The sequence below is a fragment of the Methanofollis formosanus genome (assembly GCF_019633745.1).
Taxonomy (GTDB): domain Archaea; phylum Halobacteriota; class Methanomicrobia; order Methanomicrobiales; family Methanofollaceae; genus Methanofollis; species Methanofollis formosanus.
Genome location: NZ_CP037968.1, coordinates 1,328,806 through 1,355,351 on the forward strand (window position 1 = coordinate 1,328,806; position 26,546 = coordinate 1,355,351).

The following is a 26,546-nucleotide window of genomic DNA, read 5'->3' on the forward strand; positions in this document are numbered from 1 at the left end:
CACGCGGAGATCACGGAGAGACGGCGAGGCCAATTTCAACCACATTCTGCCGTTTTTTTACCTGAAACTTCACCGAGTTGCACCAACACTATATGATAGAATTGCCGAAGGGTGTGAGGAAAGATGGCATGAACCCTCCGCATATCATGGACCAGGAGCACAAAGCGATCGCACACTCACCTCGATCCACTTCTCCGGATCATGGGGATCCGGGACCTGAAGAGGCGGCCACATCACGGATCTGGGGTGAAGCCGGGTTTCTGCCTCCGCCAGTCTGCCGGGACGCAGTGGAACTCCTTCATCTTCTCGCGATGGAGGACGAGACAGCAGAAGGGGACGGCATCGCCCTCATCATCGGAATGACCATGCAGGCCCTGAGACTCTCGAGGAGCAGGTTTCATATCACCGACCTTCACAAACTTGAGGAGATCGCTCTCGAATACGGCGTAGCGGTTGCAGGGAGAGATGCCGACGCGATCGCCCGTGACGTGACCGAGATGATCATCGCCGACTACGCCCAGACACCCAACACACCGATGGAAACACCATGAAACGACTTTACGCCCTCCTTGCAGGGGCCATCAACACCAGGCCGTATGTCGTTCTCGGGATCGCCGCGGCGATCTTCATGTTCGCCCTCTTCGGCCTCTCGATGGTGGGCATGGAGACCGGGGACGACACGTACATCGACAAGACCACCCCCCGAGGCGCCACGCTCGCCCATTATGTCGACACCTACGGTTCGGACGCCATCATGCTCATCTTCGAGAGCGACGACGTCACCGACCCTGAGGTGCTCGCGTACATCGATAGTCTCGAAGACGACATCAGAAACGAGCAGTATGTCGATCAGGTCTCGGGCATACCCGACCTGATGAAACAGGCGAACGGGGGCGGCATGCCCGTCTCGAAGGGCGAGGTGAACGCCGTCCTGGCGCAGGCGCCGCCGGGCACCCTCGACCGCTACCTCCCCTCCAGGCTCATGACCATCGTCGGCATCACCATCCAGCCCGGTGTTGCCAGCAGCGTCCAGGAGCAGGTGCTCGACAATGTCAGGACCGTCATCGAGATCTCAGAACCGCCGGCCGGGGTCGCGGTCACGGTCTCAGGAACTCCGGCGTTCTCGCAGGAGATGGGGCAGGAGATGGGACAGTCGATGGGCATGCTCATCATGGCGGCGATGCTCCTGATGGTCCTTGCCGTGACGTTCCTCTTCTCCCATGTTCGCTACCGCCTCCTCCCGGTCTTTATCGTGGGGACCGGCCTGATCCTCACCTTCGGGTTCATGGGGCTCGCGGGGATCCCGATCAGCATGACGGTCATCGGCGCCTTCCCGGTGCTCATCGGGATCGGGATCGACTATGCGATCCAGTTCCATTCACGGTTCGACGAGGAGCGGCGGCAGGCATCCATCCCCGAAGCCGTGACGGCGACGGTTACCAGGGCGGGGCCGTCGGTGCTCGTCGCCATGGTGGCGACCTCGATCGGGTTCATCGCCATGTTCGTCTCCCCGGTCCCGATGGTCGCCGACTTCGGGGTCACCTGCACCATCGGCGTCGTCTCCTGTTATCTTGCGGCGCTGGTCGTCGTCCCGGTCTTCGGGACTCTCATGAAATACCGGCCGAAAGAGGGGACCGGGAAACTCGACGACGTGGAGGCCTGCGAACTCGATTGGGAGGGGTGCGAGGAGGAACCGACGCATGCCGCGGGGTCGCGCGGTTCGCTCATCGAGCGTTACAACCATATCCTCGGGAAGAGCGCGTACTGGATCGCGAAAAATCCGGTCCCGGTCCTGCTGATCTTCGGGCTGGTCGCCTTCACCGGGTTATACCTTGACCAGGACGTCCCGATCAATGCCGACGAGGAGACCTTTGTCCCGCAGGACATGCCGGCCCTCCAGGACATGAAGAAGGTGACGCGGACGATGGGGTCGACGAACACGGTCCCGATCATCGTGACCGGCGACGATGTGCTCGGCATGGATACCATCGGCTGGATCGACGAGTTCGGGGCGTACGAGTTGCGGACCAACGACAAGGTCACCGGCGTCACGAGCATCGCCACCCTGATCAGGCAGTACAACAACGGCGTCCTCCCGACGACCGAGAGCGAGGTCAGGGTGGTGCTCGCCGGGATCCCGGAGGATATGAAGGCCCGGTACCTGAACGGCGGGATGGAGGCGGTGATGGAGTTCACCACCGTCGACATGGAACTGGACGTGGCCAGGTCGATGATCAAGAACATGGAGAAGGACGTCGAGTGGATGGAGGCGCCGCCCGGAACGCACGCCAGGGTGACCGGCGGCACCGAGATGTTCGCCTCGCTGATGGACGACATCGCGACGTCGAAGACGATGATGGTCCTGGCGGGTTTCGTCTTCATCCTCGGGTTCCTCCTCCTGGTGTACCGGAAGGCGAACGCCGTCACGCCTCTCATCCCGATCGTCATGATCGTCGGGTGGAACGGGGCGATCATGTACTTCCTCGGCCTCGACTACACCCCGATGACCGCCACCCTCGGGTCCATGACCATCGGGGTGGCCTCGGAGTACACGATCCTGATCATGGAACGGTGCGAGGAGGAACTTGCCAGGGGTCTCGACATCTACGAGGCGATCCAGATGAGCGTGCAGAAGATCGGGACCGCGGTCACGGTCTCGGGGATGACGACGGTCTTCGGGTTCTCGGCGCTGACGCTCTCGGCCTTCAACATCATCTCGAACTTCGGGACCGTGACGGTGATCACCGTTGGGTTCTCGCTGGTGGGAGCGATCCTGGTCATGCCGGCGGTCCTCTCCCTGATGTACCGCTTCACCCACCGCGGGGACGGAGCGGAGAATCAGGCGGCAGCGACGGCGTAGAGGGGATCGGTCCCTCCGGTTTTCATCATTTTTTCGCTGCAACTCGAAGAAATTTGTTTTTTGGCTCTGGAGAATTCGGCATGAACCCCCGGCTCAAGCATACGGGATGAAAATTCTCTTTAGTCTCGAGGGCGTGTGGATCCATGCTCCTTCGTCGGATCATGACCCTCCCTCGGGCCACCACCTCCTTGCCGGCCCCGCCCCATCTCCTCGCGAGACAGCAGGAACGATCGTGCGATAAGGGGCGGCACGGTCTGATCAGCATACCATCCCGGTATCATGACCCCGAGGATAGATCCGGGACGGGAGAGGGCCGATCATTTTTCAGCGGGATCACACTCCCTTGCCGCCCGTCGGCTATCTTCTCGCGAGACAACAGAAAAGATTCGACGATGATGGGGACGGCACATTCTGATCGGCACGCCGTCCCGCTTTCATGACCCCGAAGATAGAACCGGGCCGGGAAAGGGGCGATCATTCTTCACCAGGAACACGCGTGATGCCGTCCCCCGCCCTATCTTCTCGCGAAATACCAGAACAGATCGATGATGATGATGGGACGGCATGGTCTGATCAGTATGCCGTCCTGGTATCATGACCCCGAGGATAGAACCGGGACGGGAGAGGGCCGATCGTTTTTCAGCGGCATCACACTCCCTTGCCACCCGTCGGCTATCTTCTCGCGAGACGGCAGGAACGATCGTGCGGTAGAGGGCGGCACGGTCTGATCATCACACTCGCCCTGTCGCCCCGACCCCGAAGATCAAAGTGCGATGGCCACACCGCAGATCCCCGCTCATCGACTTGCGGCAAAACACCAGAGACGAACGCAGGCCACCGTCGTCCTCCGCCCAATTCTCATGGGAGATGGCAGGAAAGATCGTACGATAGGGAGCAGCGCGTCGGATCATCACGCCTTCCCCCTCATGAACAGGGGTATCGATGGCACGGGGGAGACAGACCGATCAGAAGGGCCATCCCACGAAATGAACGAAGAATGCGAACCTGCTCTCTTGTACCCGGGGAAAAGCCCTCGAGCAGGCGGCACCACGCTCTTCACGATATTATCTGGCAACTATGAGTGGAGAGCCCGCATGATCTGCAGAGCCGATCGGTTGTCTTCTCAGACCCCCTTTCTGAAACCCCCACCGAGAAGAAAAACGCTCCCGCTCACCGAAGAAGATCACTCGAAAACAAGAGGGCCGGGGCCGAGATTCGAACCCGGGTCGGGGGATCCACAGTCCCCTAGGATGACCAACTACCCCACCCCGGCAAAAGGCTTCTACTATGTTACATGCCACCACAGATTAACCTATCGGCACCGGAGGGCCGCAGAACGCCGGTCTGCCCGCATCCGGCCATCATACCGGAACAGGCGCGGGGGAGGAGAGCATTAATACGGGGAGGCGCCTTAATATAGTCAAAAACCTACCTCCCGGGAGAGGCAGGAATTTTGCGAGCGTGTGAGACGGCACCGGTTCTTCGGAGGGCAAAAAATATTCGGGTTGCCGTCCACCGACCCGCCAGAGCGAGGCGTTGCAGATCAGTGCATGAAAGGGGGCGTGGAACCAATGGGCAAAAAGAAAAAAAAGGAATCACAGAAGAGCGAAGGACCCGCGATCAGGACGCCGATCGTCTGCGTCCTCGGGCACGTCGACCACGGCAAGACCTCACTCCTCGACTGGATCCGGGGATCCTCGGTGACCGCCGGCGAGGCCGGGGCGATCACCCAGCACATCGGGGCGACGGTCGTCCCTCTTGATGCCATCCAGAAGATGAGCGGTGCGTTTGAAAAACTGAAGGTCAACGTCCCCGGCCTCCTCTTCATCGACACCCCCGGCCACCACGCCTTCACGACGCTCCGCGCACGGGGCGGCGCCCTCGCCGACATGGCCATCCTGGTCGTGGACATCAACGAAGGCTTCCAGCCGCAGACCATCGAGGCCCTCGAGATTCTCAGGACATACCGCACCCCCTTCGTCGTGGCCGCCACCAAGGTCGACCGTATCCACGGATGGCGGGTCAACAAAAACGCACCCTTCAGAAAGACCTTCGAGACCCAGGGCGACCGCGTGAAGATGGACCTGGAGAACAAGACCTATGAACTGATCGGCACCCTCTCCGAGAAGGGCTTCAACTGCGAACGCTTCGACCGGGTCTCGGACTTCGCCAAGAACATCGCCATCGTCCCGGTCTCAGGGGTCACCGGCGAGGGCGTGCCCGACCTGCTCCTCATGCTCGTCGGCCTTGCCCAGCGCTACATGACCGAGGCGCTCGAAGTCTCGGTCGACGGCCCGGGTACGGGGACGGTCCTCGAAGTGAAAGAGGAGCGCGGCCTCGGGATGACCCTTGACGTCATCCTCTACGACGGCACCCTCTCGGTCGGCGATGAGGTGGCCGTCGCCACCACGGACGGCGTGGTCAACACCAAGATCCGTTCTCTTCTCAAGCCGCGGCCGATGTCTGAGATCCTGGTCGAGGAAAAATTCGAGCGCGTCAAATCGGTCACCGCCGCATCAGGGATCAAGGTCTCGGCACCCAGACTCGAGAACGTCGTCGCGGGATCGCCGCTGCGGGCCATCCCGGCCTCCGAGGATATCGACGCCATCAACGAGGAGGTCCGCCGCGAGGTCGAGGAGATCCACGTCGACCTCTCAGACGAAGGGATCTTCATCAAGGCCGACACCATCGGAGCCCTCGAAGCCCTGGCCAAAGAACTGCAGGGGCACGGGATCAAGATCCTGAAGGCCGAGGTCGGGCCGGTGAGCCGCCACGACCTCATCGAGGTCGAGACGATCAAAGAGCCCTTGAACGCCGTGCTCCTCGCCTTCAACACCCCCCTGCTCCCGGACGCCATCGAGATCCTCAAACAGCCGACCTGCAAGGTCTCGGTCTTCGTCGGCGACGTCATCTATCAACTCATCGACGAGTACACCGAGTGGGTCGAGGAACAGAAACGCAAGATCGAAGCGGCACGCTTCGAACGGATCATCCTCCCGGCCAAGGTCACCATCCTCGAGGGGTGCGTCTTCAGGCAGAGCAACCCGGCCGTGGTGGGGGTCAGGGTGCTCGGCGGAAAACTGAGGAGCGGCGTGCGGTTGATGCGCAGGGACAGCAAAGCGGTCGGAACCGTCAAGACCATCCAGGTCGCGCAGGAGAACGTTCCCGAGGCTGACGCCGGCGCCGAGGTCGCGGTCGCGATCGAAGGTGCAACCGTCGGACGGCAGATCAACGAGAAAGACGATCTCTATGCATATATCCCGGAAAACCACGTGAAAGTCCTGGAAACCCAGATGATCTCCACCCTGAACCCAGGGATGCGCGAGGTGCTCGAGGAGTACACCACGATCAGGAGGAAGGACAATCCCTTCTGGGGCAAGTAGTATTTAATAATGGTATCATCCAATTTTATAGACAGGTTCTGATAGTATCAGGATGAGAAGGAGTCAGAGATAATGGTCGATTTCAAGGTTGTCGTTTCAGACAGGAAGGCGGGCCGCGCCTACAATATTGAGGCCAGCGGGGCTGCAGCCTCCGGATTTGTCGGGAAGAAGATCGGCGACGAGGTGGACGGCACGCCTCTCGGACTTGCGGGCTACACGCTCCAGATCTCCGGCGGCTCCGATAAGACCGGGATCGCAGCCAGAAAGGACCTGCCGGGCGCGGGCCGCAGGCGGATCCTCCTCTCGGAGGGCTTCGGGTTCCACCCTGAACTCGACGGTGAGCGGCGCAGGAAGACGATCAGAGGCAACGAGGTCACGCAGGACTTCGTCCAGATCAACACTATCGTCTCGGCATACGGTGCCCAGACTCTCGAGGAGATCTTCGGGAAGTCTGAGGAAGAAGCAGCAGCAGAGTAAAAATAAATCTATTTTTCTCCTGCCACTCCTTTCCGGATCGCAGGCAGGAGGTCAATCCATTCTACACCGTAGCGCCGGGCAAGCAGGACCGCCGCGGCGCCGGCCCGGAGTTTGCCGTCGAACTCCTCGTCGGTCACCCGGTTCATCTCCGCGACCACCTCGCCGGTCTCGCGTTCCGTGGCCTGAGCGATCCGCTCGACGAGGTCGTGGCAGGGGTCCGGGGCATCGAAGACCTCGGGGCCGGGTTTGAACCCCAGCGGGATCGCAACGGCCGAGACATCGATGAGCGGGGAGACGATGCCGTCCTCCACCTTCACCAGCCCGGCCGCCTCGGCCAGACGGACGACGGCGTTGGCCTGGTCGACGTTCATCCATTTCCGGTCCAGGGCAAGGAAAAAGACGAACTGGCTCCGGTCCATCTCCCCTTTGTGCATCTGCTTGAAGGGGGCCGCGACCGTGACTTCGAGACTCACTCGCAGGCACCCTTGAGACGGTCTCTCACGTCAAGCGCGTCCAGCGACCCGCCAGTCCCTTCTTTGACGACAAAGACCTCGGACTGCGGGCCGCGGTCGACGACCCTGACGAGGAAGGTGTTCTCAGAGACCGGCACCCGACCCTCGGGACGGAGGAGGGTCTCGTGGACCGAGAACCTGAAGTCCGCCGACTCGGTCACCTCATTCGCAAGGCCGGGGAGGAGGTCGACCGGGAGGAAGCGCGTACGGTCGTCGGCGATCTCCAGAATCAGGTGGTGCTTGAAGAGGTCGCCCCCCTCCCGTCGGTTGGTATGGGTACGGTGGAGGGCGGCGATGGCCCCGATTGCCCGGGGGAACGGGACCATCAGGGAGAAATTGAGGTCAAAGCGGGTGGGGAAGCGGTAGTACACTCTGCGCATTATAGAGGTATGTGCAGGTGGACCTGATAACTTCTGCTAATCGTTCCCGGCTTGAAGAAGGGGGGTATGAGTTTTTTGTACAACGGCCTGAGCGTCCCCCGGATCAGAACTTATATGAGCGCAGGGGGAGAGGGGGAGATGCCGCCGGGGGGCGGGGGAGTGGGTGAAGGGTGAAGAATAGGCAGGTCCTGGTCCACCTTACCGAGGCCGGCAAGGGAGAGACTGCGATGCGAAACGTCGAACACCTCCTCGAAGAGTTCGGGGACGATGTCGCCGCCGAAGTCGTGGCAAACGGCGACGGAGTGAAGGTGCTGCTCATCACCGGGCCGTACGGCGATGAGGTCCGGGCCCTCGCCGAAGCAGGGGTGCGCTTCGCGGTCTGTGCCCACAGTTGCAGGGCCCGGGGTTTCACGCGGGAGGACTTCCCGCGGGTCGTGACCGTCGTGCCCTCGGGGGTCGGCGAGATCGTGAGGAGAGAGGCCGAGGGGTTTGCGTACATCAGGCCGTGAACGGTTGTTAAATAACTGAACTATAGGCTCCGGATGCCGGGGGGAGAGCCACTCCCCGGTCCCCCCATGCGACGGCGGGATGGCGTGGTGATCAAAAGATGCCGTCCCCATCATCGAATCTTTTCTGGTATTTCGCGAGAAGATAGGACGGGGGACGGCATCACGCGTGTTCCTGGTGAAGAATGAGCGGCCCTTTCCCGTCCAGGTTCTATCTTCGGGGTCATGAAAAGGTGGCGGCGTACTGATCAGAATGTGCCGTCCCCTCATCATCGAATCTGTTCTGCCGTTTCGCGAGAAGATAGGACGGGGGACGGCATCACGCGTGTTCCTGGTGAAGAATGATCGCCCCTTTCCCGTCCAGGTTCTATCTTCGGGATCATGAAAATAGAACGGCGTCATGATCTGAATTGCCGTCCCCCAATCACAGAATCTTTTCTGGTACTTCGCGAGAAGATAGGACAGGGGACGGCATCACGCGTGTTCCTGGTGAAGAATGATCGCCCCTTTCCCGTCCAGGTTCTATCTTCGGGATCATGACAACGTGGCGGCGTACTGATCAGAATGTGCCGTCCCCTCATCATCGATCTGGTCTGCTGTCTCGCGAGAAGATGGGGCGGGGCGGCGACAAAGATCGACCTGCTCCCGTCCTGCTCCAATCTTCGGAGTCATGAAAGTGGGACGGCAACATGATCAAACCATGCCGTCCCCACCATCGTCGATCTGTTCTGCCTTTTCGCGAGAAGATAGGACGGGGGACGGCATCACGCATGTTCCTGGTGAAGAATGATCGCCCCTTTCTCGTCCTGCTCCAATCTTCGGGATCATGACAACGTGGCGGCGTACTGATCAGAATGTGCCGTCCCCCATCGCGAGATCTTCCAGTCGCGAGGAGAGAGATCTGTCCACATCCTGAAACACTGTTCCGAACAATGGTTCAATCGCAGAACACTTGAGCCCGAAGCTCATGCTCAATTTTAAAAATCCAAAAAAAGGGGGTTACTCGATCAGCACGGCGTTGACCACGCCGTCCTGACCGGGGCGGCTCATGATACGGGCCCGCCCGAGTTCAGTTCTGATGATCGCACCCTTGGTGAGGAGGTTCCGGCGGACGTAGTTGATATCTGCCGGGTTCTCTTCCACATTCTGGATCGCGACTTTCTTTGTCTCACCGGACGCAGGGTTCGAGACGGACGCAAAGTTGGCACGGAGTGCCCGGACCTTTCTCTCGCCACCGTGAACCCTGACGCTGCGGTTCCTGTTCTCCCCGATGTGGGTCTCGGCCGGAGCCCGGCCGCGCTGGTACCGCCGCCTACCGACTGCCGGGTGGTTCCTCCCACCGGTGAGGCGCCGGACGGATCTACCTTGCCACTGTATAATATCACCTCAGGTTATCTTCTGTGAGACCAGAATCCCATAGAGAGTGCTATATATATTCAGGCTCTCTGTATTTATTTCTGATCACTTCAGAACGGCATCGAGGAGCGCTTCCATCCCTTCGCCGGTCTTCATGTTTGTCCGGAAGATCTGCATCTCGGGGTTGTACCGGCGCATGTCGGCCTCCATGCGGTCGAGGTCGCAGCCGACCAGGGGGGCGAGGTCGACCTTGTTGATCACCCCGATGGAACAGCCCCGGAACATCATCGGGTGCTTGTTCACGACGTCGTCGCCTTCGGTCGAGGAGACGACCACGATCCGCTTCTCGGCGCCGAGGGCGAAGTCGGTGGGGCAGACCATGTTGCCCACGTTCTCGATGAAGAGGATGTCGATATCGTCGAGGGCAAGGTGCTCGATGGCGTGCTCCACCAGGTGGGCGTCCAGATGGCACTCCGTGCCGGTGTTGGCATTGACGGCCGGGATGTCGAGGGCGACGATCCGCTTGAAGTCGTCGTCGCCGTAGACGTCGCCGGCGATCGCGCCCGCATTCAGCCCACGGGCTTTGAGGAGGGGAGCGAGGCGTTCGATGAGCGAGGTCTTGCCCGACCCGATCGCGCCGAGGAGGTCGAAGGCCCGGACTCCGTGTCCCTTGAGGTGGGCGGCATTGGCGGCGGCAAGTTTGTCGTTCGCCGCATACACATCCTTCTCGATCTGGACGTCAATGTGATGCATACATTGAGTATAGAACGTGACTCCTATATAGGTTCACCATCTACCTAAACAGTCATGGAACGTGTCTGCGTCCTCTATCCCTGCTATTTTCATGCCGGTCTGAGACGGGCCCAAGGGCGGCGCGTCCCGAAGGCCCTCGCGGTCAGGGACCCGAGCCTCGCCGACCTCAAGGACGCCCTCAAAAAATGCGGGTGCTCCTTCAGGACCGAGGAGAAGCACCACCCCGCCCACTGGCACAAGCGCGAGGGCCGGGTCGTCGTCGACTATGAGGGCCCCAAGAGTGCGTTGATCCTGAAGGTGGCGCGGGCCCTCGAGGTGAAGAGATGAGCGGGCTGTACGACCTGCACACCCACACCACGCTCAGCGACGGCGAGCTGCTGCCCATCGAACTGGTGAGACGGCTCTCGGTCCTCGGCTACGAGGTCGTCGGGATCGCCGACCATGTCGACTGCTCGAATATCAGGACAGTCGTCGAGACGACGGCGTGCCTGAGGGAGAGCGCCGCACGCTACGGAGTGAAACTCCTCTGCGGGGTGGAGATCACCCATGTCCCGCCGGAGGAGATCGCCGGGCTCGCCGCCTTCGCGAAAGATCAGGGCGCGGACCTGGTGGTGGTCCACGGCGAGACGACCGTCGAACCGGTGGCACCGGGGACGAACCATGCCGCCTGCGTCTGCCCCGACGTCGATGTCCTGGGCCATCCGGGATTTATCACCCCCGAGGACGCACGCCTTGCCGCAGAGAACGGGATCGCCCTGGAGATCACGGCGCGGGCCGGCCATAACCGGACGAATGGGTACGTGGCGGTGACCGCCAGGGAGGCCGGGTGCATGGTGGTCGTGGACTCAGACGCCCATGCGCCCTCCGACCTGATGAGTGCAGAGGAGAGAATGGCTGTTGCTCGCGGTGCGGGGCTAACAGAGGACGAGTGCCGGAGATCAGCATCTATAAATATTCTTTCGGATTTACTCGGGATGTAACCGACATTTATATTTTTACGATACTTTTAAATACTGTCGAAACTCATTTATATACATCACTCCATATCCATCGGAGTTTTGCCGAGGTTACTCTATTGAAACTTTTGGGCACCGTAGTTAAAACTTGCGGCTCTCGTCTGCTGATCGTCAGATGCGACGCCGCCAGGCTCCCCCGCCTCTATGGCGACGTGTTCAGTAGGCGCCTCAGACCAATCGGGAAAGTTGTGGACATATTCGGGAACGTCGCTTCGCCCTATGCCGCGGTCTTCTGCCGGGGAGACCACAGCCAGAGCGCGGGCGAGAAACTCTATACAAAAGGTGATGGGAAATGGCAGAAATCGAGAAACTAAAGATGCTTCAGAGCGAGCGCGAGGCCCTCAAGAAGAGAGTCCGCACCCCGGTCAGAGAGAAGGAGGTCAAGAGGGAGGCAACGAGCGAGACGGTCTGCCCTGAGTGCGGCAGCCGTCAGCTGGTCCACGACTACGAGCGGGCCGAACTGGTCTGCAAGAACTGCGGACTGGTCCTCGACGAGGAGTTCATCGACCGTGGTCCTGAGTGGCGGGCCTTCGACCACGACCAGCGGGTGAAGCGGTCCCGTGTCGGTGCGCCGATGACCTTCACGATCCACGACAAGGGTCTCTCGACGATGATCGACTGGAGGAACCGCGACTCGTACGGCCGGGCGATCTCCTCGAAGAACCGGGCCCAGTTGTACCGTCTGCGCAAGTGGCAGCGGCGGATCAGGGTCTCGAACGCCACCGAGCGCAACCTCGCCTTCGCACTCTCCGAACTGGACCGGATGGCCTCGGCCCTCGGTCTGCCCAGGAACGTGCGCGAGACGGCGGCGGTTATCTACCGCGATGCGGTGGACAAGAACCTCATCAGGGGCCGGTCGATTGAAGGTGTCGCGGCGGCCGCGCTCTATGCGGCGTGCCGGCAGTGCTCGGTCCCGAGGACGCTCGACGAGATCGCCGAGGTATCCAGGGTCTCGAGGAAAGAGATCGGCCGGACGTACCGGTTCATCTCCCGCGAACTGGGGCTCAAGCTCCTGCCGACCTCGCCCATCGACTACGTGCCGCGCTTCTGCTCGGGGCTCTCCCTGAAGGGCGAGGTGCAGAGCCGTGCGGTCGAGATCCTGCGGCAGGCAGGCGAACGCGAACTGACGAGCGGCCGGGGGCCGACCGGCGTCGCGGCGGCGGCGATCTATATCTCCTCCATCCTCTCCGGGGAACGGCGCACCCAGCGTGAGGTGGCCGAGGTGGCGGGCGTCACCGAGGTGACGATCCGGAACCGGTACAAGGAACTGGCAGAGAAGTTGGATATCGAGATCATTCTCTGATCTCATTTTTTTCTCTCCCGGCGTCGGCGCGCCCTTTGTGTCAGAGTCTCCTCCGCGGGAGGTGGGGGTGCCGGCGGCGAGGGATTCATCAGGAACAGATATAAGGGAACAGAGGCAACAGTACCTGGCAGGATCAGGCACTGATTCCATGCACGGGCTCGTAGATCAGGGGTAGATCGCATCGTTCGCAACGATGAGGCCGCGGGTTCAAATCCCGCCGGGTCCATTCCTTTTGAAGATTTTTCTGGAGAAGAGCGTGAGCGTTTTTTCGGGGGTGCCTCAGAACCTCCCACGCCATGAATGGACGGAGTGAAGAGAGGAATCTGTTTCTCTATGAACGTCCGGATTTTGTAGAATCAGGCATGAACCCTAGGCTCAAGCATACGCGATGAAAATTTTCTGAGCTGCGCTACGGTGTGTGGGTGGGATCCCAATCCTCGCGACAGAACCTTTGGAAGATCTGGTTTCATCGCCGCCCCCTGGCTATCCTCGTCGTGGGGGTCCGGGGGCAGAGCCCCCGGCGCGAGATGGCGGTGAAAGTTCTCAATAGGGGCAGCAGGCCGATCAGGTGCGAATGGACCCCTCCCAGATGAAAAGTGAGGAGGGATTTTACCCGGCATATTATCTGAGTCGATTTTTCCGTTCCATTCTGGCACACCACCACAAACTGCGACGAAAAAGTATGCTTGAGGTGTGCTTCCACCTCATGAACGATTCTTCACAGTCTTACCCTTATCTTCTCCTTCCTGAGAGGAGGAATACAAGACCTGCCGCCAGGCAGGGGATGACAAGCCCAACCGGGGTCCGCTCCGGGGTTGTTGTAGGCGCCTCGGGGGACGGTGTCCCGGCCGGGGCCTCCTCGACAACCGCCGGCGTGGCCGGAGATTCCTCTCCCTGCGGCCTCTCCGCAACGGCGATCGCGAAGTACGAGAAGCCCGGTGTCTCCGCCACATACCGTGCCTCGCCGTTCTCTTCTTTCACACACGTCGTCTCGAGGGAGGACCAGGCGCCGTCACGATACCTGAGGAGGAGGACATCCTGCGTCCCGGCGCCCTGCGCCTCGATCCATGCGAGGGGCACGGCGAAGGAGATCAGAGCGCCGCGGAGATCGACGCCGGTGAGAGGGGAGAGCGTGATCTCGTCGTACTCGTAAACCGCGGCTGCGGGCTGGACGATATCGGAAGGCAGGGCTTTCTTCTCGGCGACCACCTTGACACCGGCGAGGTCGGCGGCCGCGGTCAGGTCGATCGTAGAGATCGCCGACCGGCCCTTCACCTCGTACGAGACCTCATGGAGAGAGACACCCTGTTCGTCCGGCGAGGGTGCGGCGGGCGGCGGTGGGGCACTCCGGCTGCCGCCACTGCCACCGCCACCGCTGCCGCGGGGGGTGGAGGGCGAGGACGGCGCCGCGGTCACAGTCGCGGTCGGTGCGGGCGTGGGGGTCAGGGTCGGTGGAGGCGGGACAAAGACCGCATAGCGGTCGGCCGACTCGACCAGCGGGGAGGTGTCGATGACGCCCTCGACGGCATACGGCATCTCCCCGATGCCGTCGCCGTCGGTGTCGGTGCCCGCATAGTCGTCCCAGGAGTTCCCGAGGACGTGCGCGAACGAGGCGCCGTTATAGCGGTAATGGATCGGAGCGGCGCTATTCAGGGCGACCGGCGTCTTCGGGGCAAGGTTCCCGCCGGGGTTGTTTGCAAAGGTGTTCTTCCAGAGCACCGTGTCCCCCGGACTCCCGGCGGCAAGGACCGCACCCACCGTGTTGTCGGCGATGAGGGATCCGGTGACCGTCGTCGCCGTGCAGTTGAGACAGGAGAGCCCCGCGTAGTTGTCGACGGCCGTGACATTCCTGACCGCGACGCCAGCCGAGTCGGAGGCGGCGAAGCCGATATAGGTGCCCGAGAGGGTGAGTCCTTCGGCGGTGATGTTCCGGCACCCGACGAGGTACACCATGCCGGCGTCCGCCGGGACGGCCTCGTCGTGCCGCCCGGCCCAGACATAGACCGGTTTCCCGTCGACGGTGTTCGTCTCGTCTATCCGAACCGTCCCCTCATAGCCCGGGGTCGGGGCGAACCTGAGGTTCCACCGGTTTTCGGCCATCGTGTTCTGCGAGAGCGTGCCGATCTTCACGGCGGCGAGGTTCAGACCTGACCCCCCATTCCCGATCGCCGTGCAGTCGGTCAGCGTAAAGGATGCGGAGGAGGCGACGGCGATCCCATCGGCACCGCACCCGGAGACGGTGCACCCGAGCACGCCGGCACCGGCGGTCCCGTCGACCACGATGCCGTTCCCGCTGCATTCGGTCACCGCCAGGTCCGCGAGCGCGGCGTCCTCGCCGGTGACCAGAACTCCGTTGCGGCCGCCGGTGAGGGCGAAGCCCCTGACGGTGATCCCCGGCCCGGTGAGGGTGAGCACGTCCCCCCCGCCGGTCCCGTTGAAGACCACGTCGCCGTCCCCGACGAGCGTGAGCGGCCGGTCGACCACGACGTTCTCGTGATATGTCCCGTTTGCGACCATGACCATCCCCCCCGGCACCGCAGCGTCGACGGCCTTCTGGACGGCGGCATGGTCCTGGGGCACCCTGACGGGATCGACCGTGAAGGCCTTGATACAGAGGTTGGTGTCCGGGTAGAATTCAGTCAGGTCATACCAGGAAACCCCGTCGGAGCTCGCAAAACTCTCGCCTGGATGGGCTGTGGCCTGGTTTGAGTAACGATAGAGCGGTTTCTCGACGATGAGGGGATGGGTGTCGGTCGGAGAGGTGACCCTCAGCGACACCGAGAAGTTCCGGCCGGGAGTGAGATGCACCGCCCGGTCGAGCGGGAGAGTGTGGTAACCCGGGAGCACCATCGTCCCGTTCGCGGCATAGACCTGACTGACCCGGTCCCCGTCGGCGAGGTGGACCCCGACCTCGTAGGCGGTGCCGGGTTCGCGGGTGTAGAAACCGACCGTGGTCAGGCTCTCCGTCCTCTCCGCCGTGAAGACGTTCATCCCATACATCGTGGTCGTCTTACCGGTGCCGATGCTGGCGGTCCACCCGAGGGGGTCGTGCTGGTAAATATGGTCGGAGGTGTCGAGCGATTCGCCGGTGAAGAGCACGGCCGCTGCCATTCGATCGGTGCCGAGAAATTCGGTCCGCCTGAGCTGGAAACGCCCGAGACTCTTGTCATAATAGGAGATGTAAAAGTAGCCGTTGTCCCCACTCGAGGCGCCCCATGAGTTTTTGGCGATGAAGGCGCCGTCGCCCGGCGGGGTCTCGACGAAGTTTGCCGCCGGGTAGGTGTCGTTCCATCCGACGAGGAGGACCGCGTGGGCGCCGTCGTAATATGCAGTGCTGTTCTCGGATAGATAGTAGGTAGTGTATTTCGTCCCGAAGGCAGAGTAGTTCATCAGGAAACTGTCATAGAGACCACCTTCATCTTTGATCATCGCCTTGATCAGGTCGTTGTCGAGGGGACCGGCACGCGGCGGGAGGAAGGTGACGTTCCGGAGATGGAGCACCGGATCGAGGTTGGTGGGCGAGACTGAGGATGAGGACGGAACGTAGGGGTCGTCAGACTCGTTCACCGGCCCTGACCCCCGGGCGAGGTAAGCGGTCGCCATGAAGGGGTTGCCCCCGTAGCAAGGCCCCCAATCAAAGCCGTGGGTGTTTTTCATATTGTTTTCCGAGAGGTCCCACTCGCCCAACCCATCCCCGAGGAGGGTGGACTCAAGCGATCCCAGCGAGGCGAAGGCCCAGCAGGTGCCGCACTGTCCCTGGTCTTTCACCGGGGTAACGCGGCCCTCGTCGGCGAGGTTGAAGTACGGTTCAGTCGGCGGGTCGGCCGTCGCAGCGACGGCACCCCCGGACCAGAGCGGGGTGTCGGGCGGAGGGATCAGGCCTTCCGGGCAGATGGGATAATTGTTCTCCGACGTCCGGGGTACGGGTGTCGCTGCCCTGGAATGTGCTGCCTCCTGCTCCTCCATATACCGGACAAAATCGGGGTTCAGCGGTGCGGTCTCGATCTCAAGATCCGCTGCCTGCACGCCCGCGAGAAATGGACACAGGCAGAGGAGAAAAACTATGATCGTGAAGTGCGGATGGGACATGGATTTTCATCTCGATACGATGCATAAAATGATGGAGATATAATAATGGGTCGAGCCCCCAGATCGGAAAATGGGATATACTCGGTAGAGATTCAATTTTTTTCTGGATCGCGAAACAGAAATTTCCAGATGTCATGATACCCGAATTCGGCGATTTTCAGCCCGTACCACCTACCGGCACTGAAAAGGAGATGAAATACGCCCTCATGAGCAACCGGCAAGATGAAGCACATCATATTCCGATACCGTTCATAATGACCATCAAAAGAGATGACCGGCCGCCACAACCGCCTTGAAACCGGATTTTCACTTTGAATGTGCTGCCTGAGAGATCGACAATCTCAGACGAAGTACGAGAGAATCGTTCCAACGGCGATCAACTATATATCGATCGAGATGTATTGAGTAATCTCATAAAATATCCTTCTGTTTTCAGGACTCCGGAGAATCGCTCCCGAAACGAAGTTCCAGGGGACGTTATGAGATCCCCCGGTATCGACGCAGCCAAAAAAAAGAGCCCTCACCTCCTCCTGACAAGGAGGAGGGCGGCAATACCTGCCGCCAGGCAGGGGATGATAAGCCCGACCGGGGTCGGGTGCGGGTTTGGGGGGGCATCGGAGGGCGGTGTCCCGGCCGGGGCCTCCTCGACAACCGCCGGCGTGGCCGGAGATTCCTCTCCCTGCGGCCTCTCCGCAACGGCGATCGCGAAGTACGAGAAGCCCGGTGTCTCCGCCACATACCGTGCCTCGCCGTTCTCCTCCTTCACAAACCTCGTCTTCAGGGGAACCCAGGCGCCGTCACGATACCTGAGGAGGAGGATATCCTGCGTCCCGGCGCCCTGCGCCTCGATCCATGCGAGGGGCACGGCAAAGGAGATCAGAGCGCCGCGGAGATCAGCGTCGGCGATATGGGAGAGCGTGATCTCGTCGTACTCGTAGACCGCGGCTGCGGGCGGGACGATGTCTGAGGGCAGGGCTTTCTTCTCGGCGGTCACCCTGACACCGGCGAGGTCGGCGGCCGCGGTCAGGTCGACCGCCGAGACGGCGGACTGACTCTTCACCTCGTACGAGGCCTCATGGAGAGGGGCGGCCGGTTCCATCGGGAAGGGCATCGGGGGCGGGGAAGGAGCACGGTGTCCTCCGCCACCGCCTCCCCCTCCCCCGCCGCCGGCGGGTGCGGGTGCGGGCGGGACGGGTGTCGGCGTCGGGGTGGGAGTCGGGGGCGGGACTTCGCCGACCCCATAGTGATCGGAGGGGACGACCAGCGGTGCGGTGTCGTTGAGACCCGGGACGGCATACGGTGTCTCGCCGATGCCGTCGCCGTCGGTGTCGGTGCCGGCATAATCGTCCCAGAAGTTGCCGAGTCTCTGCATGAAATAGGTTCCATTATAACGGTACGGGAGCGGGGTGGTGGAGTCCAGGGCGACCTGCCCTTCGAGGGAGAGGTGGCCGCCGGTGTTGTTTGCAAAGGTGTTCTGCCAGAGCACCGTGTCGGTCGGATCTGCGGCGGCAAGGAACGCGCCCACCGTGTTGTCGGCGATACGCGAACCGGTGACGGTCGTCGCCGTACAGTTGAGAGATGAAAACCCCGAGTACGCGTTGCCCACAAAGGCGGAGTCGCTGATCGAGAGGGCGTCCGAACCCCGGCAGAACGCCCCGGCAAAGTTCCCGGTGGCCGTGACGTTCCTGACGGTGACGCCGGTCGAGTCGGAGACGACCAGGCCGACATAGTTGCCGGAGAGGGCGAGATCCTCTGCCGTGATGTTCCGGCACTCGATCAGGTACACCATCCCGGCATCTCCGGGCACGGCCTCGTCGTGTCTCCCGGTCCAGACATAGACCGGTCTGCCGTCGACGGTGTTCGTCTCGTCCATCGCGATCGAACTCTCATAACCCGCGGCCGGGACGAAGCGGAGGTTCCACTGGTTCCCGGCCATCGTGTTCCGGGAGAGCGTGCCGTTCCTCACATCGTCGAAGTTCAGGCCGGCCCCGGCATTTCCGACTGCCGTGCAGTTGGTCAGCGTAAACGATGCAGAGGAGGTGACGGCGATGCCGTTCTCACTGCAGTCGGTCACCGTCAGGTCCGCGAGCGTGACGTCATTGCCGACGACCAGGATCCCGTCGGCGCCATCGGTGAGGGTGATTCCCCGGACAGTGATATTCGACCCGGTCAGGGTGAGCACGTCCCCGCCATCTCCGTCGACGACCGGGTCGCCATTCCCGATGAGGGTGAGGGGCCGGTCGATGACGACGTTCTCGTTGTACACGCCGCTTCCGAGAAGGATCACATCGCCCGGCGTGGCGGCAGCGACGGCCTCACGGATGGTGGCATAGTCCCCGGGCACGCTGACGGGATCGCGCGTGAAGGCCTTGATGCAGAGGTTGGTGTCAGGGAAGAAGGCGGTCAGGTCGTCCCAGTCTCCCCCGTCGAGACTGATAAAGCTCTCGCCTGAACGGGCTGCGGCTCCACTCGAGTAGCCTGCAACCGGCATCTCGACGACGAGGGGGTGGGTGTCGGCCGGGGCGGTAACCCTGAGAGTCACCGAAAATTCCCGGCCGGGGACGAGGGGCACCGGCGCGTCGAGCGGGAGGGTGCGGTAACCCGGGAGCGCCATCGTCCCGTTGGCGGCATACACCTGACGGGAGGTGTCCCCCTCGATGAGGGCGACCCTGACCTCATAGGCCGTGCCGGGCTCGCGGGTGAAGAAACTCACCGCCTCCAGGAATTCGTAGCGCTCCGCGGTGAAGAGGTTCTTACCGTACATCGTGGTCGAGACCCCGGTGCCGATGCTGGTGGTCCAGCCGAGGGGGTCGTACTGGTAGAGGTGGTCGTAGGAATCGGCCGGTTCGCCGGTGAAGAGCACGGCCGCCGTGGCCCGGCCGGTGCCGATATATTCGGTCGCAGGGTTCTGGAAGCGCCCGATACTCCGGTCGTAGTAGGAGATGGAGAAGTAGCCGTCGTCCCCCGACGAGGTGCCCCAGGAGTTCCTGGCGATGAAGGCGCCGTCGCCGGGCGGGGTCTCGACGAAGTTCGCCGCCGGGTAGGCGTCGTCCCACCCGACGAGGAGGACGGCGTGGCTGCCGTCGAGCTTCGCGGTGCTGTTCTCGGGCAGGTAGTAGGTGGCCGCGTTCGGTCCGAACAAGGAATAGTTCACCAGGAACCCGGCATAGAGCCCGCCCTCCTCTTTGATCGTCGTCTTGATCAGGTCGTTGTCGAGGGGACCGTCCCGCGGCGGGAGGAAGGTGACGTTCTGGACCTGCATCACCGGCGAGAGCCCCGTAGGGGACTCAGGGGACGGAACCGGGAGGAGGTAGGGATCGTCGCTCTCGTTCACCGGCCCCGACCCCCTGGTGAGGTAGGCCGTCGCCATGAAGGCGTTGCCGCCGTCGCAGGGCCCGGCGTCGAAGCCGTGGGTGTTCTTCATATTGTTTTCAGAGAGGTCCCACTCGCCCAGGCCGTCGTTGAGGAGCGCGGACTCAAGCGACCCGAGGGCGCCGAAGGTCCAGCAGGCCCCACATTTCCCCTGGTTCTTCACCGTGGTGACGCGGCCCTCGTCGGCAAGGTTGAAGTACGGTTCCGCGGGTGGTTCGGCCGTCGCAACGACGGAAGCGGATCCGTCAGGCCAGAGCGGGGTGCCGGGCGCAGGGATCAGACTGTTCGGATAGACGGGATATTCGTTCTCCGACGGTTCAGGTGCGGGTGCGGCCGCAAGGAACAGAGGCACCGCGGGAGGTGCCGCCTCCTGCTCATCCATATACCGGACAAAGTCGGGGTTCAACGGTGCGGCCTCGATATCGAGGCCCGCCGCCGCCGGCACGACGGGGAGTGCGATACACAGGCAGAGGAGAAGTATGATCGGCAGGTGCTGGTTGGTCATGGTGCTCATCTCCGGCACATTCATAAAAAGGAACAAATATGGTAAAAACTCGACCGATTCGGGCGAAAAATAAAATATACTCAATAATGATTCGATATTGGCCCGATAAAAAAACAGAAACGTCCATATATTACAATACTGAAATGAATCGATTTTCGGCCGTCACCCTCTGCCCGGACAAAGCGACGGATGAGGCCGAATCTCCGGCGTAACGGATGAGAGCCTGCATTGTATCGTACGATACAATGCATTCGGTCCGCCATAATAGATGATAAATCCCCATAGCGACCTTAAAAAAAGAGACAAAATCCGGCGCGCCGCCCCGGCCGAAACAGAGATATCATATGGAAGTGCTGCCAGACGAATACACGATCTCAGATGAAGTACGAGATAATCGGAGACAACCTCCAGATGGTCAAAATCGCCCTCTCGCACGGCGAGAAGATCAACGCCGAGGCCGGGGCCATGGTGAACATGAGCGGCAACATGCAGATGGACTCCCACCTGAAGGGCGGTCTCTTCGGCGGGATCAAAAGAATGCTCACCAGCGAGAGCCTCTTCCTGACCGAGTTCACCCCGAACGGCAGTGAAGGCTTCGTCTCGTTTGCCGGGAATGTGCCGGGCCGGATCTTCCCGGTGGACGTGGACGGAAAAGAGTTCATCGCCCAGAAAGACGCCTACCTCTGCTCTGAGGAGGGCGTGACCCTCGACGTCGCCTTCACGAAGAAGCTGCGGTCAGGGTTCTTCGGCGGCGAGGGGTTCATCCTCCAGCGCCTCCACGGGAACGGCAGGGCCTTCCTCCACTGTTGCGGCGACACCATCGAGATGGACCTTGCTCCGGGCGAGACGATCCGGGCCGAGACGGGACTTGTGGTCGGGTTCGACTCGACCGTCGACTACTCCATCGAACTGGCCGGCGGCGTGAAGACGGTCTTCTTCGGCGGCGAAGGACTCTTCCTGACCACCCTCACCGGCCCGGGCAAGGTCGTCCTCCAGTCGATGGACATCGCCAAACTTGCCGGGTCGCTCATCCCCTACCTCCCGACCCAGACCTCGGGGGACTAAATTACCTTTTTTTCGGCTGTGTAGAATCGGGCATGAACCTCTGGCTCAAGCATACAGGATGAACATTCCTGGTGGTCTCTGGTGAGTGGATCCTTGTTCCCTCTTCGGAGCAGGACACCACATAGAGCGACCACTTCATTGCCGCCCCCACCCATCTTCGTCGTGGGGGGTCCGGGGGGTGAAACCCCCCGGTGCGAGATTCCAGGAACGATTCTACGATGAGGGCGGCACATCGGATCATCACGCCTTCCCAAACATCGGTGCCGGGGGCGCTGCCCCCGGACCCCGGGACGAAGACAGGGCAGGGAAGGCAGAGGCCCGATCATTCAGGAGATGCATCTGCAATCTCTGTATCAGTCCTGAAGGCGTTTGGTGGATTCAAACCATTATGGAAACCTGGAGAGATGACGTCAGGATCATTTTCATGGTAAACCCTCACCTTTTCTGGGTGCGAGTGCGATTCAACCGCCTTCCCCCATCTTCTCGCCGGGGACTCTCTCGAAAGCCTTCGGCCCATGGCAAATCAAAGATGTGCCACGAGCCGCAGACTTTCGCTGACGACCGAAGGGAGTCGAGAAGACAAAGATAGCCGAGGGGCGGCATAATACTCAACTTCTATTCGCTCCTCGAACGCAAGAATGAGGGTCAAGAACTGATCCAACTCTGATATGATATTTTCATCCCGTATGCTTGAACTCCGCGTTCATGCCCGATTCTACAAAACCCACTCGCCTTTCATTACTCCCGGCCGCCTCCCCACCCCGTCCGCTCCAGGAGGGCGGTGAGGAGGAGGTCGACCGCCATGATCACGCCCGCCGTCGCGACGAACATGACGACCGGGTCGGGCCAGAGCGATCTGATAAAACGGCTGGCAAGGATGCCGACCATCACGGCGACGAAGAGGACAAGAATACTCCGAGTGTGCGAACGGTCCATATGAGAAAAGTGTGAAGGAGAGGAGGAAATATCTTCCTCTCACCGGCGGCGCCGGAGGGCAAGGGCGCCGCCGGCCGCGAGCACTGCCGACCACCAGGGCAGGGGACTCTGCGCCGGGGTGGTCGGTGTGGGGTTCGCGGTCGTCGTGGTGACGGCCGGGACCGGTGTTTCGGAGACGGCCGGTTTTTCCGCGGTGGCGTTCACCGGGATTGCGCCGGGCTCCGTAGACGGCACGGTCGGCACCGGTTCGATCGTCCGGCCCGCCGCCACGGCGAAGTACGAGAACCCGGGCGACGTCGCATGGTAGACGATCGAGCCGCTCTCCTCGCGCACGATCTCGGTCGGGAGTTCAATCCACGTCCCGTCGTGATAGCGCCAGAGGGCGACCTCCGCGGGGGAGAGGCCCTGCGCCTTCAGCCATGCCGTCGGGACGTCGAAGGTGAAGACCGCCTCCGCGATCGCATCGTCGCCGACATAGGTGAGGGTAGCGGTAAGGTACTGGTAGACCGGTTTGTCCAGGTCGTCGGGCCCGTCTGTCGCCCGGGCGACGGTCACCATGATCCCGTCGATCCGCTTTGCAGCGGTGAGGGTGATCTCGGTCACCGCCGAACCCTCGAACTGCATCGAGGTGGTGGCGCCCGCGTTCAGGTCGCCGGCGGCACCGATCCCGCCCCAGTCATCCCTGCCGTCGTTGCGGGGGGCACCAAGCACATACCGGTCCTCCGGTTCGACCAGCGGGCAGGTGTCGTTGACGCTCGTCAGGGTAAAGATATTCCGGGCGGCGTACGGCGTCTCGCCGACCCCGTCGCCGTCGGTGTCGGTGCCCGCATAGTCGTCCCAGTAGTTGCCGAGGGCACGGCTGTAGTAGGTGCCGTTATAGCGGTATGCAACCGGCGCCGTGGTGTTCAGGGTGACCTCCCCCATCGCGCCGAGGTGGCCCGCGCTGTTGTTGACAAAGGAGTTGCGCCAGAAGAGGGTGTCGGCCGGATCGTCGGCGACAACGATCGCACCCACGATGTTGTCGGCGATGCGCGAGCCCGTGACCTCGAGGGCCGTGCAGTTCTGCGAGACGAAACCCGCAAACCCGTTGGCTACCATCGCCGAGGCGTCGACCGAGAGGTTGTCGACGTACCGGCAGTACGCCCCTGCATCGTTGCCGGAGGCCAGGACATTCCTGACCGTGATGTCGGTCGAGTTGTAGAGATACAGTCCCATAAAGTTGCCCGAGAGCGTGAGGTCCGCGGCGGTGACGTTCCGGCATCCCATCAGGTACACCATCCCGGCATCGGTGGGCACGGCCTCGTCGTGCCGGTCGTTCCAGACATAGACCGGTTTTCCGTCGACGGTGTTTGTCTCGTCGATCATGACGGTGTCTTCAGCGCCGTCGGAGGGGGCGAAGAAGAGGTTCCATCGGTTCCCGGCCATCGTGTTCTGCGAGATCCCCCCGTTCTTCACATAGTTGAGGGCAATCCCTGCCTCGGCGTTGCCGGTGGCCGTGCAGCGTGTCACCATGAATGCGTCGGCGGACGAGAGGGCGATCCCGCTCTCGCCGTTGGCGGCGACGTTCACGCCGACGAATACCGTCCAGTTGGAACCGGAGACTTCGACGCCGTTGTCATGGTTCACCGAGACGTTGGAATTGTACACACTGAGGTCGGCGGTATCAACGGCCCACATCCCGTTGTCATCGTTCTCTGCGAGGGTGCACTGGAGCACAATGACCTCGGCGGCATCATCGGTTCTCATCCCGTTTTCATCGTTCCCGGTGAGAGTGCACCGGTACGCGATGACATTTGAGGCATCGTCGACGCTCATCCCGTTGCCGCCGTTCCCGGTGAGAGCGCACCCGAACACAAAGACATTCGAGGCATTGTTGACCTTTATCCCGTTGTGCATGCCATCAAGGATCTCGGTGTCGGCGATGAAGGTCTTTGAAGCGCCTTCAACCTCGATCCCGTCTCCTCCGCACCCGCTGAGATGCAGGTCGACGAACGTCGTGTCGTTGCCGGCGACCTGGACGCCGTCGTCACCGCCGGTGATCGAGAATCCCCGGAGAGTGACATTGGACGCGGTGAGGCTGAGTGCGGTTGCGTCGCCTCCGTCGATGACGGCGTCGCGTGAACCGACGAGGGCGAGCGGTTTGTCGATCACGACGTTCTCGGTATAGGTGCCGTCTTCAATGAAGACCATCTGGCCGGGCAGGGCGGCGTCGACTGCCGCCTGGATGGTGGCATAGTCCGCGGGCACGCTGATGGGGTCGCGCGTGAAGGCCTTGACGCAGAGGTTGGTGTCAGGGAAGAAATCGGTCAGGTCGGCCCACTCCATCCCATCAAGGCTCACAAAACTCTCGCCCGGCTGGGCGGTGGCATTGCTCGAGTAGTCCTCGATCGGCATCTCGACGGCGAGAGGGTGGGTGTCGGACGGGGAGGCGACCCGGATGGCCACCGAGAAGTTCTGGCCCGGGACGAGGGGCATCGGGGTGTCGAGCGGGACGGTGTGGTAGCCGGGGAGTGCCATCGTCCCGTGTGCGGAGGAGGTCTGGTACGGGAGGCCTCCATCCAGGGAAGAGGCCCTGACCTCGTACGCGGTGCCGGGTTCGCGGGTGTAGAAACTGACGGCGTGCAGGACTTCGTAGTGTTCCACGGTAAAGAGGTTCGCGCCGTACATCGTGGTCGAGGTGCCGATGCTCTGGGTGGAGCCGAGAGGGTCGTACTGGTAGAGGTGGTCGTCGGTGCCGAGGGGTTCGCCGGTGAAGAGCACGGTCGCCGCGGCCCCAGCGTCGCCGATATACTCCCTCGCCGGGTTCTTGAAGCGCCCGACGCTCCGGTCATAGTAGGAGATGTAGAAGTAGCCGTCGTCCCCCACCGAGGTGCCCCAGGAGTTTTTCGCGATGAAGGCACCGTCGCCGGGCGGGGTCTCGACGAAGTTCGCGGCCGGGTAGGCGTCGTCCCATCCAACCAGGAGGACGCCGTGGCCGCCGTCGAGCTTTGCGGTGCTGTTCTCGGGCAGGTAGTAGGTGACCGCGTTCGGTCCGAAACAGGAGTAGTTCACCAGGAACCCGGCATAGAGCCCGCCCTCCTCTTTGATCGTCGTCTTGATCAGGTCGTTGTCGAGGGGACCGGCACGCGGCGGAAGGAAGGTGACGTTCTGCACCTGCATCACCGGCGCAAGGCCGGCGGGCGAGTCTGGAGAGGGGTTCGGGAGGAGGTAGGGGTCGTCGCTCTCGTTCACCGGCCCCGACCACCGGGAGAGGTAGGCCGTCGCCATGAAGGCGTTGCCGCCGTCGCAGGGCCCGGCGTCGAAGCCGTGGGTGTTCTTCATGTTGTTCTCAGAGAGGTCCCAGCTGCCGAACCCGTCGGTGAGGAGCGCGGACTCCAGGGAGCCAAGGGAGGCAAAGGTCCAGCAGGATCCGCACTTTCCCTGGTCCTTCACCGCAGTGACGCGGCCCTCGTCGGCGAGGTTGAAGTACGCCTCCGATGGCGGTTCGGCCGTCGCAGCGACAACACCGCCATCAGACCAGACCAGGGTGACGGGCGGGGGGACGAGTCCGGTGAGCGGGGGGAGGATACCGTCCTCGGGAGCGACCGCACAGAGGAGCACGGGGCCGTTCGCTGCTTCCTGTTCCTCCTGATAACGGACGAACGCAGGGTTCAGGGGCGCGACCTCCAGGCCAGGGACCGCACCGGGAGTCAGAGTGCTGTCTGTGCCGGGGAAGGCGGCCGGATCATCCAGGGGGAGGATGAGGGACCGATTCAGGGGTGCGGCCTCAAGTTCAGGGGCCGCATCGGCAGTCGGAGAGTCGTCTGCCCCGGGGGAAGGGGCCGGTTCATTCGGAGAAAGGAAGAAGGACTGGTCCAGGGGGGCGGCCGCACCGGGCATGGCAAGGAGGGCAAGCCCCACACAGACGAGCACTATCAGAATATGTCGTGATGGGGTGGTCATGGCTCTCATCTTCTTTATAAACGGGACATATGGGGAAAAAAGGATATGAATTGTCCGGTTTGGAGTTTGAATAATAGATTTGTGATAAATT

General features: G+C 62.0%; 18 protein-coding genes and 2 tRNA genes. 11 read left to right on the top strand and 9 right to left on the bottom strand.

Annotated elements, in window-relative coordinates:
- Positions 1-287 precede the first annotated feature (287 nt).
- Complete coding sequence (locus E2N92_RS05955; RefSeq protein ID WP_220682769.1) at positions 288-551, top strand: hypothetical protein; 264 nt, start codon at positions 288-290, stop codon at positions 549-551.
- Positions 548-2,860: an efflux RND transporter permease subunit gene (locus E2N92_RS05960; RefSeq protein ID WP_220682770.1), complete on the top strand. Its 2,313-nt coding sequence runs from the start codon at positions 548-550 to the stop codon at positions 2,858-2,860. The genes E2N92_RS05955 and E2N92_RS05960 overlap by 4 nt, the downstream gene beginning before the upstream one ends.
- Positions 2,861-4,060: 1,200 nt before the next feature.
- On the opposite strand, the gene E2N92_RS05965 is transcribed toward E2N92_RS05960, so the two are convergent.
- Positions 4,061-4,133, bottom strand: a tRNA-His gene (locus E2N92_RS05965).
- 298 nt (positions 4,134-4,431) lie between these two features.
- On the opposite strand from E2N92_RS05965, the gene infB reads away from it, so the two are divergent.
- A complete protein-coding gene (gene infB, locus E2N92_RS05970; protein WP_220682771.1) occupies positions 4,432-6,243 on the top strand; it encodes a translation initiation factor IF-2 in 1,812 nt (603 codons plus the stop codon).
- Positions 6,244-6,315: 72 nt separating this feature from the next.
- The gene (locus E2N92_RS05975; RefSeq protein WP_220682772.1) at positions 6,316-6,720 is read left to right on the top strand and encodes a 30S ribosomal protein S6e; all 405 of its coding nucleotides are present in this window, start codon (positions 6,316-6,318) and stop codon (positions 6,718-6,720) included.
- An 8-nt stretch (positions 6,721-6,728) separates the two neighbouring features.
- Here the strand turns inward: E2N92_RS05975 and E2N92_RS05980 are convergent, their stop codons facing one another.
- Together E2N92_RS05980 and E2N92_RS05985 are read right to left on the bottom strand one after the other, a co-directional pair.
- Positions 6,729-7,193 (bottom strand): DUF2240 family protein, encoded by a 465-nt coding sequence (locus E2N92_RS05980; protein WP_220682773.1) that lies wholly within the window; start codon positions 7,191-7,193, stop codon positions 6,729-6,731.
- Positions 7,190-7,612, bottom strand: a complete 423-nt coding sequence (locus E2N92_RS05985) for a hypothetical protein (RefSeq protein WP_246589336.1) — start codon at positions 7,610-7,612, stop codon at positions 7,190-7,192. Before E2N92_RS05985 ends, E2N92_RS05980 begins: the two co-directional genes overlap by 4 nt.
- Positions 7,613-7,782: 170 nt before the next feature.
- Between E2N92_RS05985 and E2N92_RS05990 the strand changes: the two genes are divergently transcribed.
- Entirely contained in the window at positions 7,783-8,121 is a 339-nt protein-coding gene (locus E2N92_RS05990; protein ID WP_220682774.1) for a DsrE family protein, read from the top strand.
- 996 nt (positions 8,122-9,117) lie between these two features.
- Here the strand turns inward: E2N92_RS05990 and E2N92_RS05995 are convergent.
- The gene (locus E2N92_RS05995; protein WP_220682959.1) at positions 9,118-9,495 is read right to left on the bottom strand and encodes a 30S ribosomal protein S8e; all 378 of its coding nucleotides are present in this window, start codon (positions 9,493-9,495) and stop codon (positions 9,118-9,120) included.
- 84 nt (positions 9,496-9,579) lie between these two features.
- Positions 9,580-10,227, bottom strand: coding sequence for a hydrogenase nickel incorporation protein HypB (gene hypB, locus E2N92_RS06000; protein ID WP_220682775.1), 648 nt, complete (start codon positions 10,225-10,227; stop codon positions 9,580-9,582).
- A gap of 54 nt (positions 10,228-10,281) precedes the next feature.
- Here hypB and E2N92_RS06005 point away from each other — a divergent pair, with 54 nt between their 5' ends.
- The 4 genes from E2N92_RS06005 (at position 10,282) to E2N92_RS06020 (ending at position 12,772) form a co-directional block, all read left to right on the top strand.
- Positions 10,282-10,554, top strand: coding sequence for a signal recognition particle subunit SRP19/SEC65 family protein (locus tag E2N92_RS06005; protein WP_220682776.1), 273 nt, complete (start codon positions 10,282-10,284; stop codon positions 10,552-10,554).
- Positions 10,551-11,207: a histidinol phosphate phosphatase domain-containing protein gene (locus E2N92_RS06010; RefSeq protein ID WP_220682777.1), complete on the top strand. Its 657-nt coding sequence runs from the start codon at positions 10,551-10,553 to the stop codon at positions 11,205-11,207. The genes E2N92_RS06005 and E2N92_RS06010 overlap by 4 nt, the downstream gene beginning before the upstream one ends.
- 328 nt (positions 11,208-11,535) lie before the next feature.
- Positions 11,536-12,546, top strand: a complete 1,011-nt coding sequence (locus E2N92_RS06015) for a transcription initiation factor IIB (protein WP_220682778.1) — start codon at positions 11,536-11,538, stop codon at positions 12,544-12,546.
- 154 nt (positions 12,547-12,700) lie between these two features.
- Positions 12,701-12,772 (top strand) — tRNA-Ala (locus E2N92_RS06020).
- A 506-nt stretch (positions 12,773-13,278) separates the two neighbouring features.
- Here the strand turns inward: E2N92_RS06020 and E2N92_RS06025 are convergent.
- On the bottom strand, positions 13,279-16,572 hold the full coding sequence (locus E2N92_RS06025) for a lectin like domain-containing protein (RefSeq protein ID WP_220682779.1): 3,294 nt from the start codon (positions 16,570-16,572) through the stop codon (positions 13,279-13,281).
- Between the two features lie 197 nt (positions 16,573-16,769).
- Here E2N92_RS06025 and E2N92_RS06030 point away from each other — a divergent pair, with 197 nt between their 5' ends.
- Positions 16,770-16,931: a hypothetical protein gene (locus tag E2N92_RS06030; protein WP_220682780.1), complete on the top strand. Its 162-nt coding sequence runs from the start codon at positions 16,770-16,772 to the stop codon at positions 16,929-16,931.
- 224 nt (positions 16,932-17,155) lie between these two features.
- Here the strand turns inward: E2N92_RS06030 and E2N92_RS06035 are convergent, their stop codons facing one another.
- On the bottom strand, positions 17,156-20,521 hold the full coding sequence (locus tag E2N92_RS06035; RefSeq protein ID WP_220682781.1) for a lectin like domain-containing protein: 3,366 nt from the start codon (positions 20,519-20,521) through the stop codon (positions 17,156-17,158).
- A gap of 369 nt (positions 20,522-20,890) precedes the next feature.
- On the opposite strand from E2N92_RS06035, the gene E2N92_RS06040 reads away from it, so the two are divergent.
- Positions 20,891-21,577, top strand: coding sequence for a TIGR00266 family protein (locus E2N92_RS06040; protein ID WP_220682782.1), 687 nt, complete (start codon positions 20,891-20,893; stop codon positions 21,575-21,577).
- A 738-nt stretch (positions 21,578-22,315) separates the two neighbouring features.
- On the opposite strand, the gene E2N92_RS06045 is transcribed toward E2N92_RS06040, so the two are convergent.
- Both E2N92_RS06045 and E2N92_RS06050 read right to left on the bottom strand, forming a co-directional pair.
- The gene (locus E2N92_RS06045; protein WP_220682783.1) at positions 22,316-22,513 is read right to left on the bottom strand and encodes a hypothetical protein; all 198 of its coding nucleotides are present in this window, start codon (positions 22,511-22,513) and stop codon (positions 22,316-22,318) included.
- A 39-nt stretch (positions 22,514-22,552) separates the two neighbouring features.
- Positions 22,553-26,455: a lectin like domain-containing protein gene (locus E2N92_RS06050; protein ID WP_220682784.1), complete on the bottom strand. Its 3,903-nt coding sequence runs from the start codon at positions 26,453-26,455 to the stop codon at positions 22,553-22,555.
- Between the last annotated feature and the right edge of the window lie 91 nt (positions 26,456-26,546).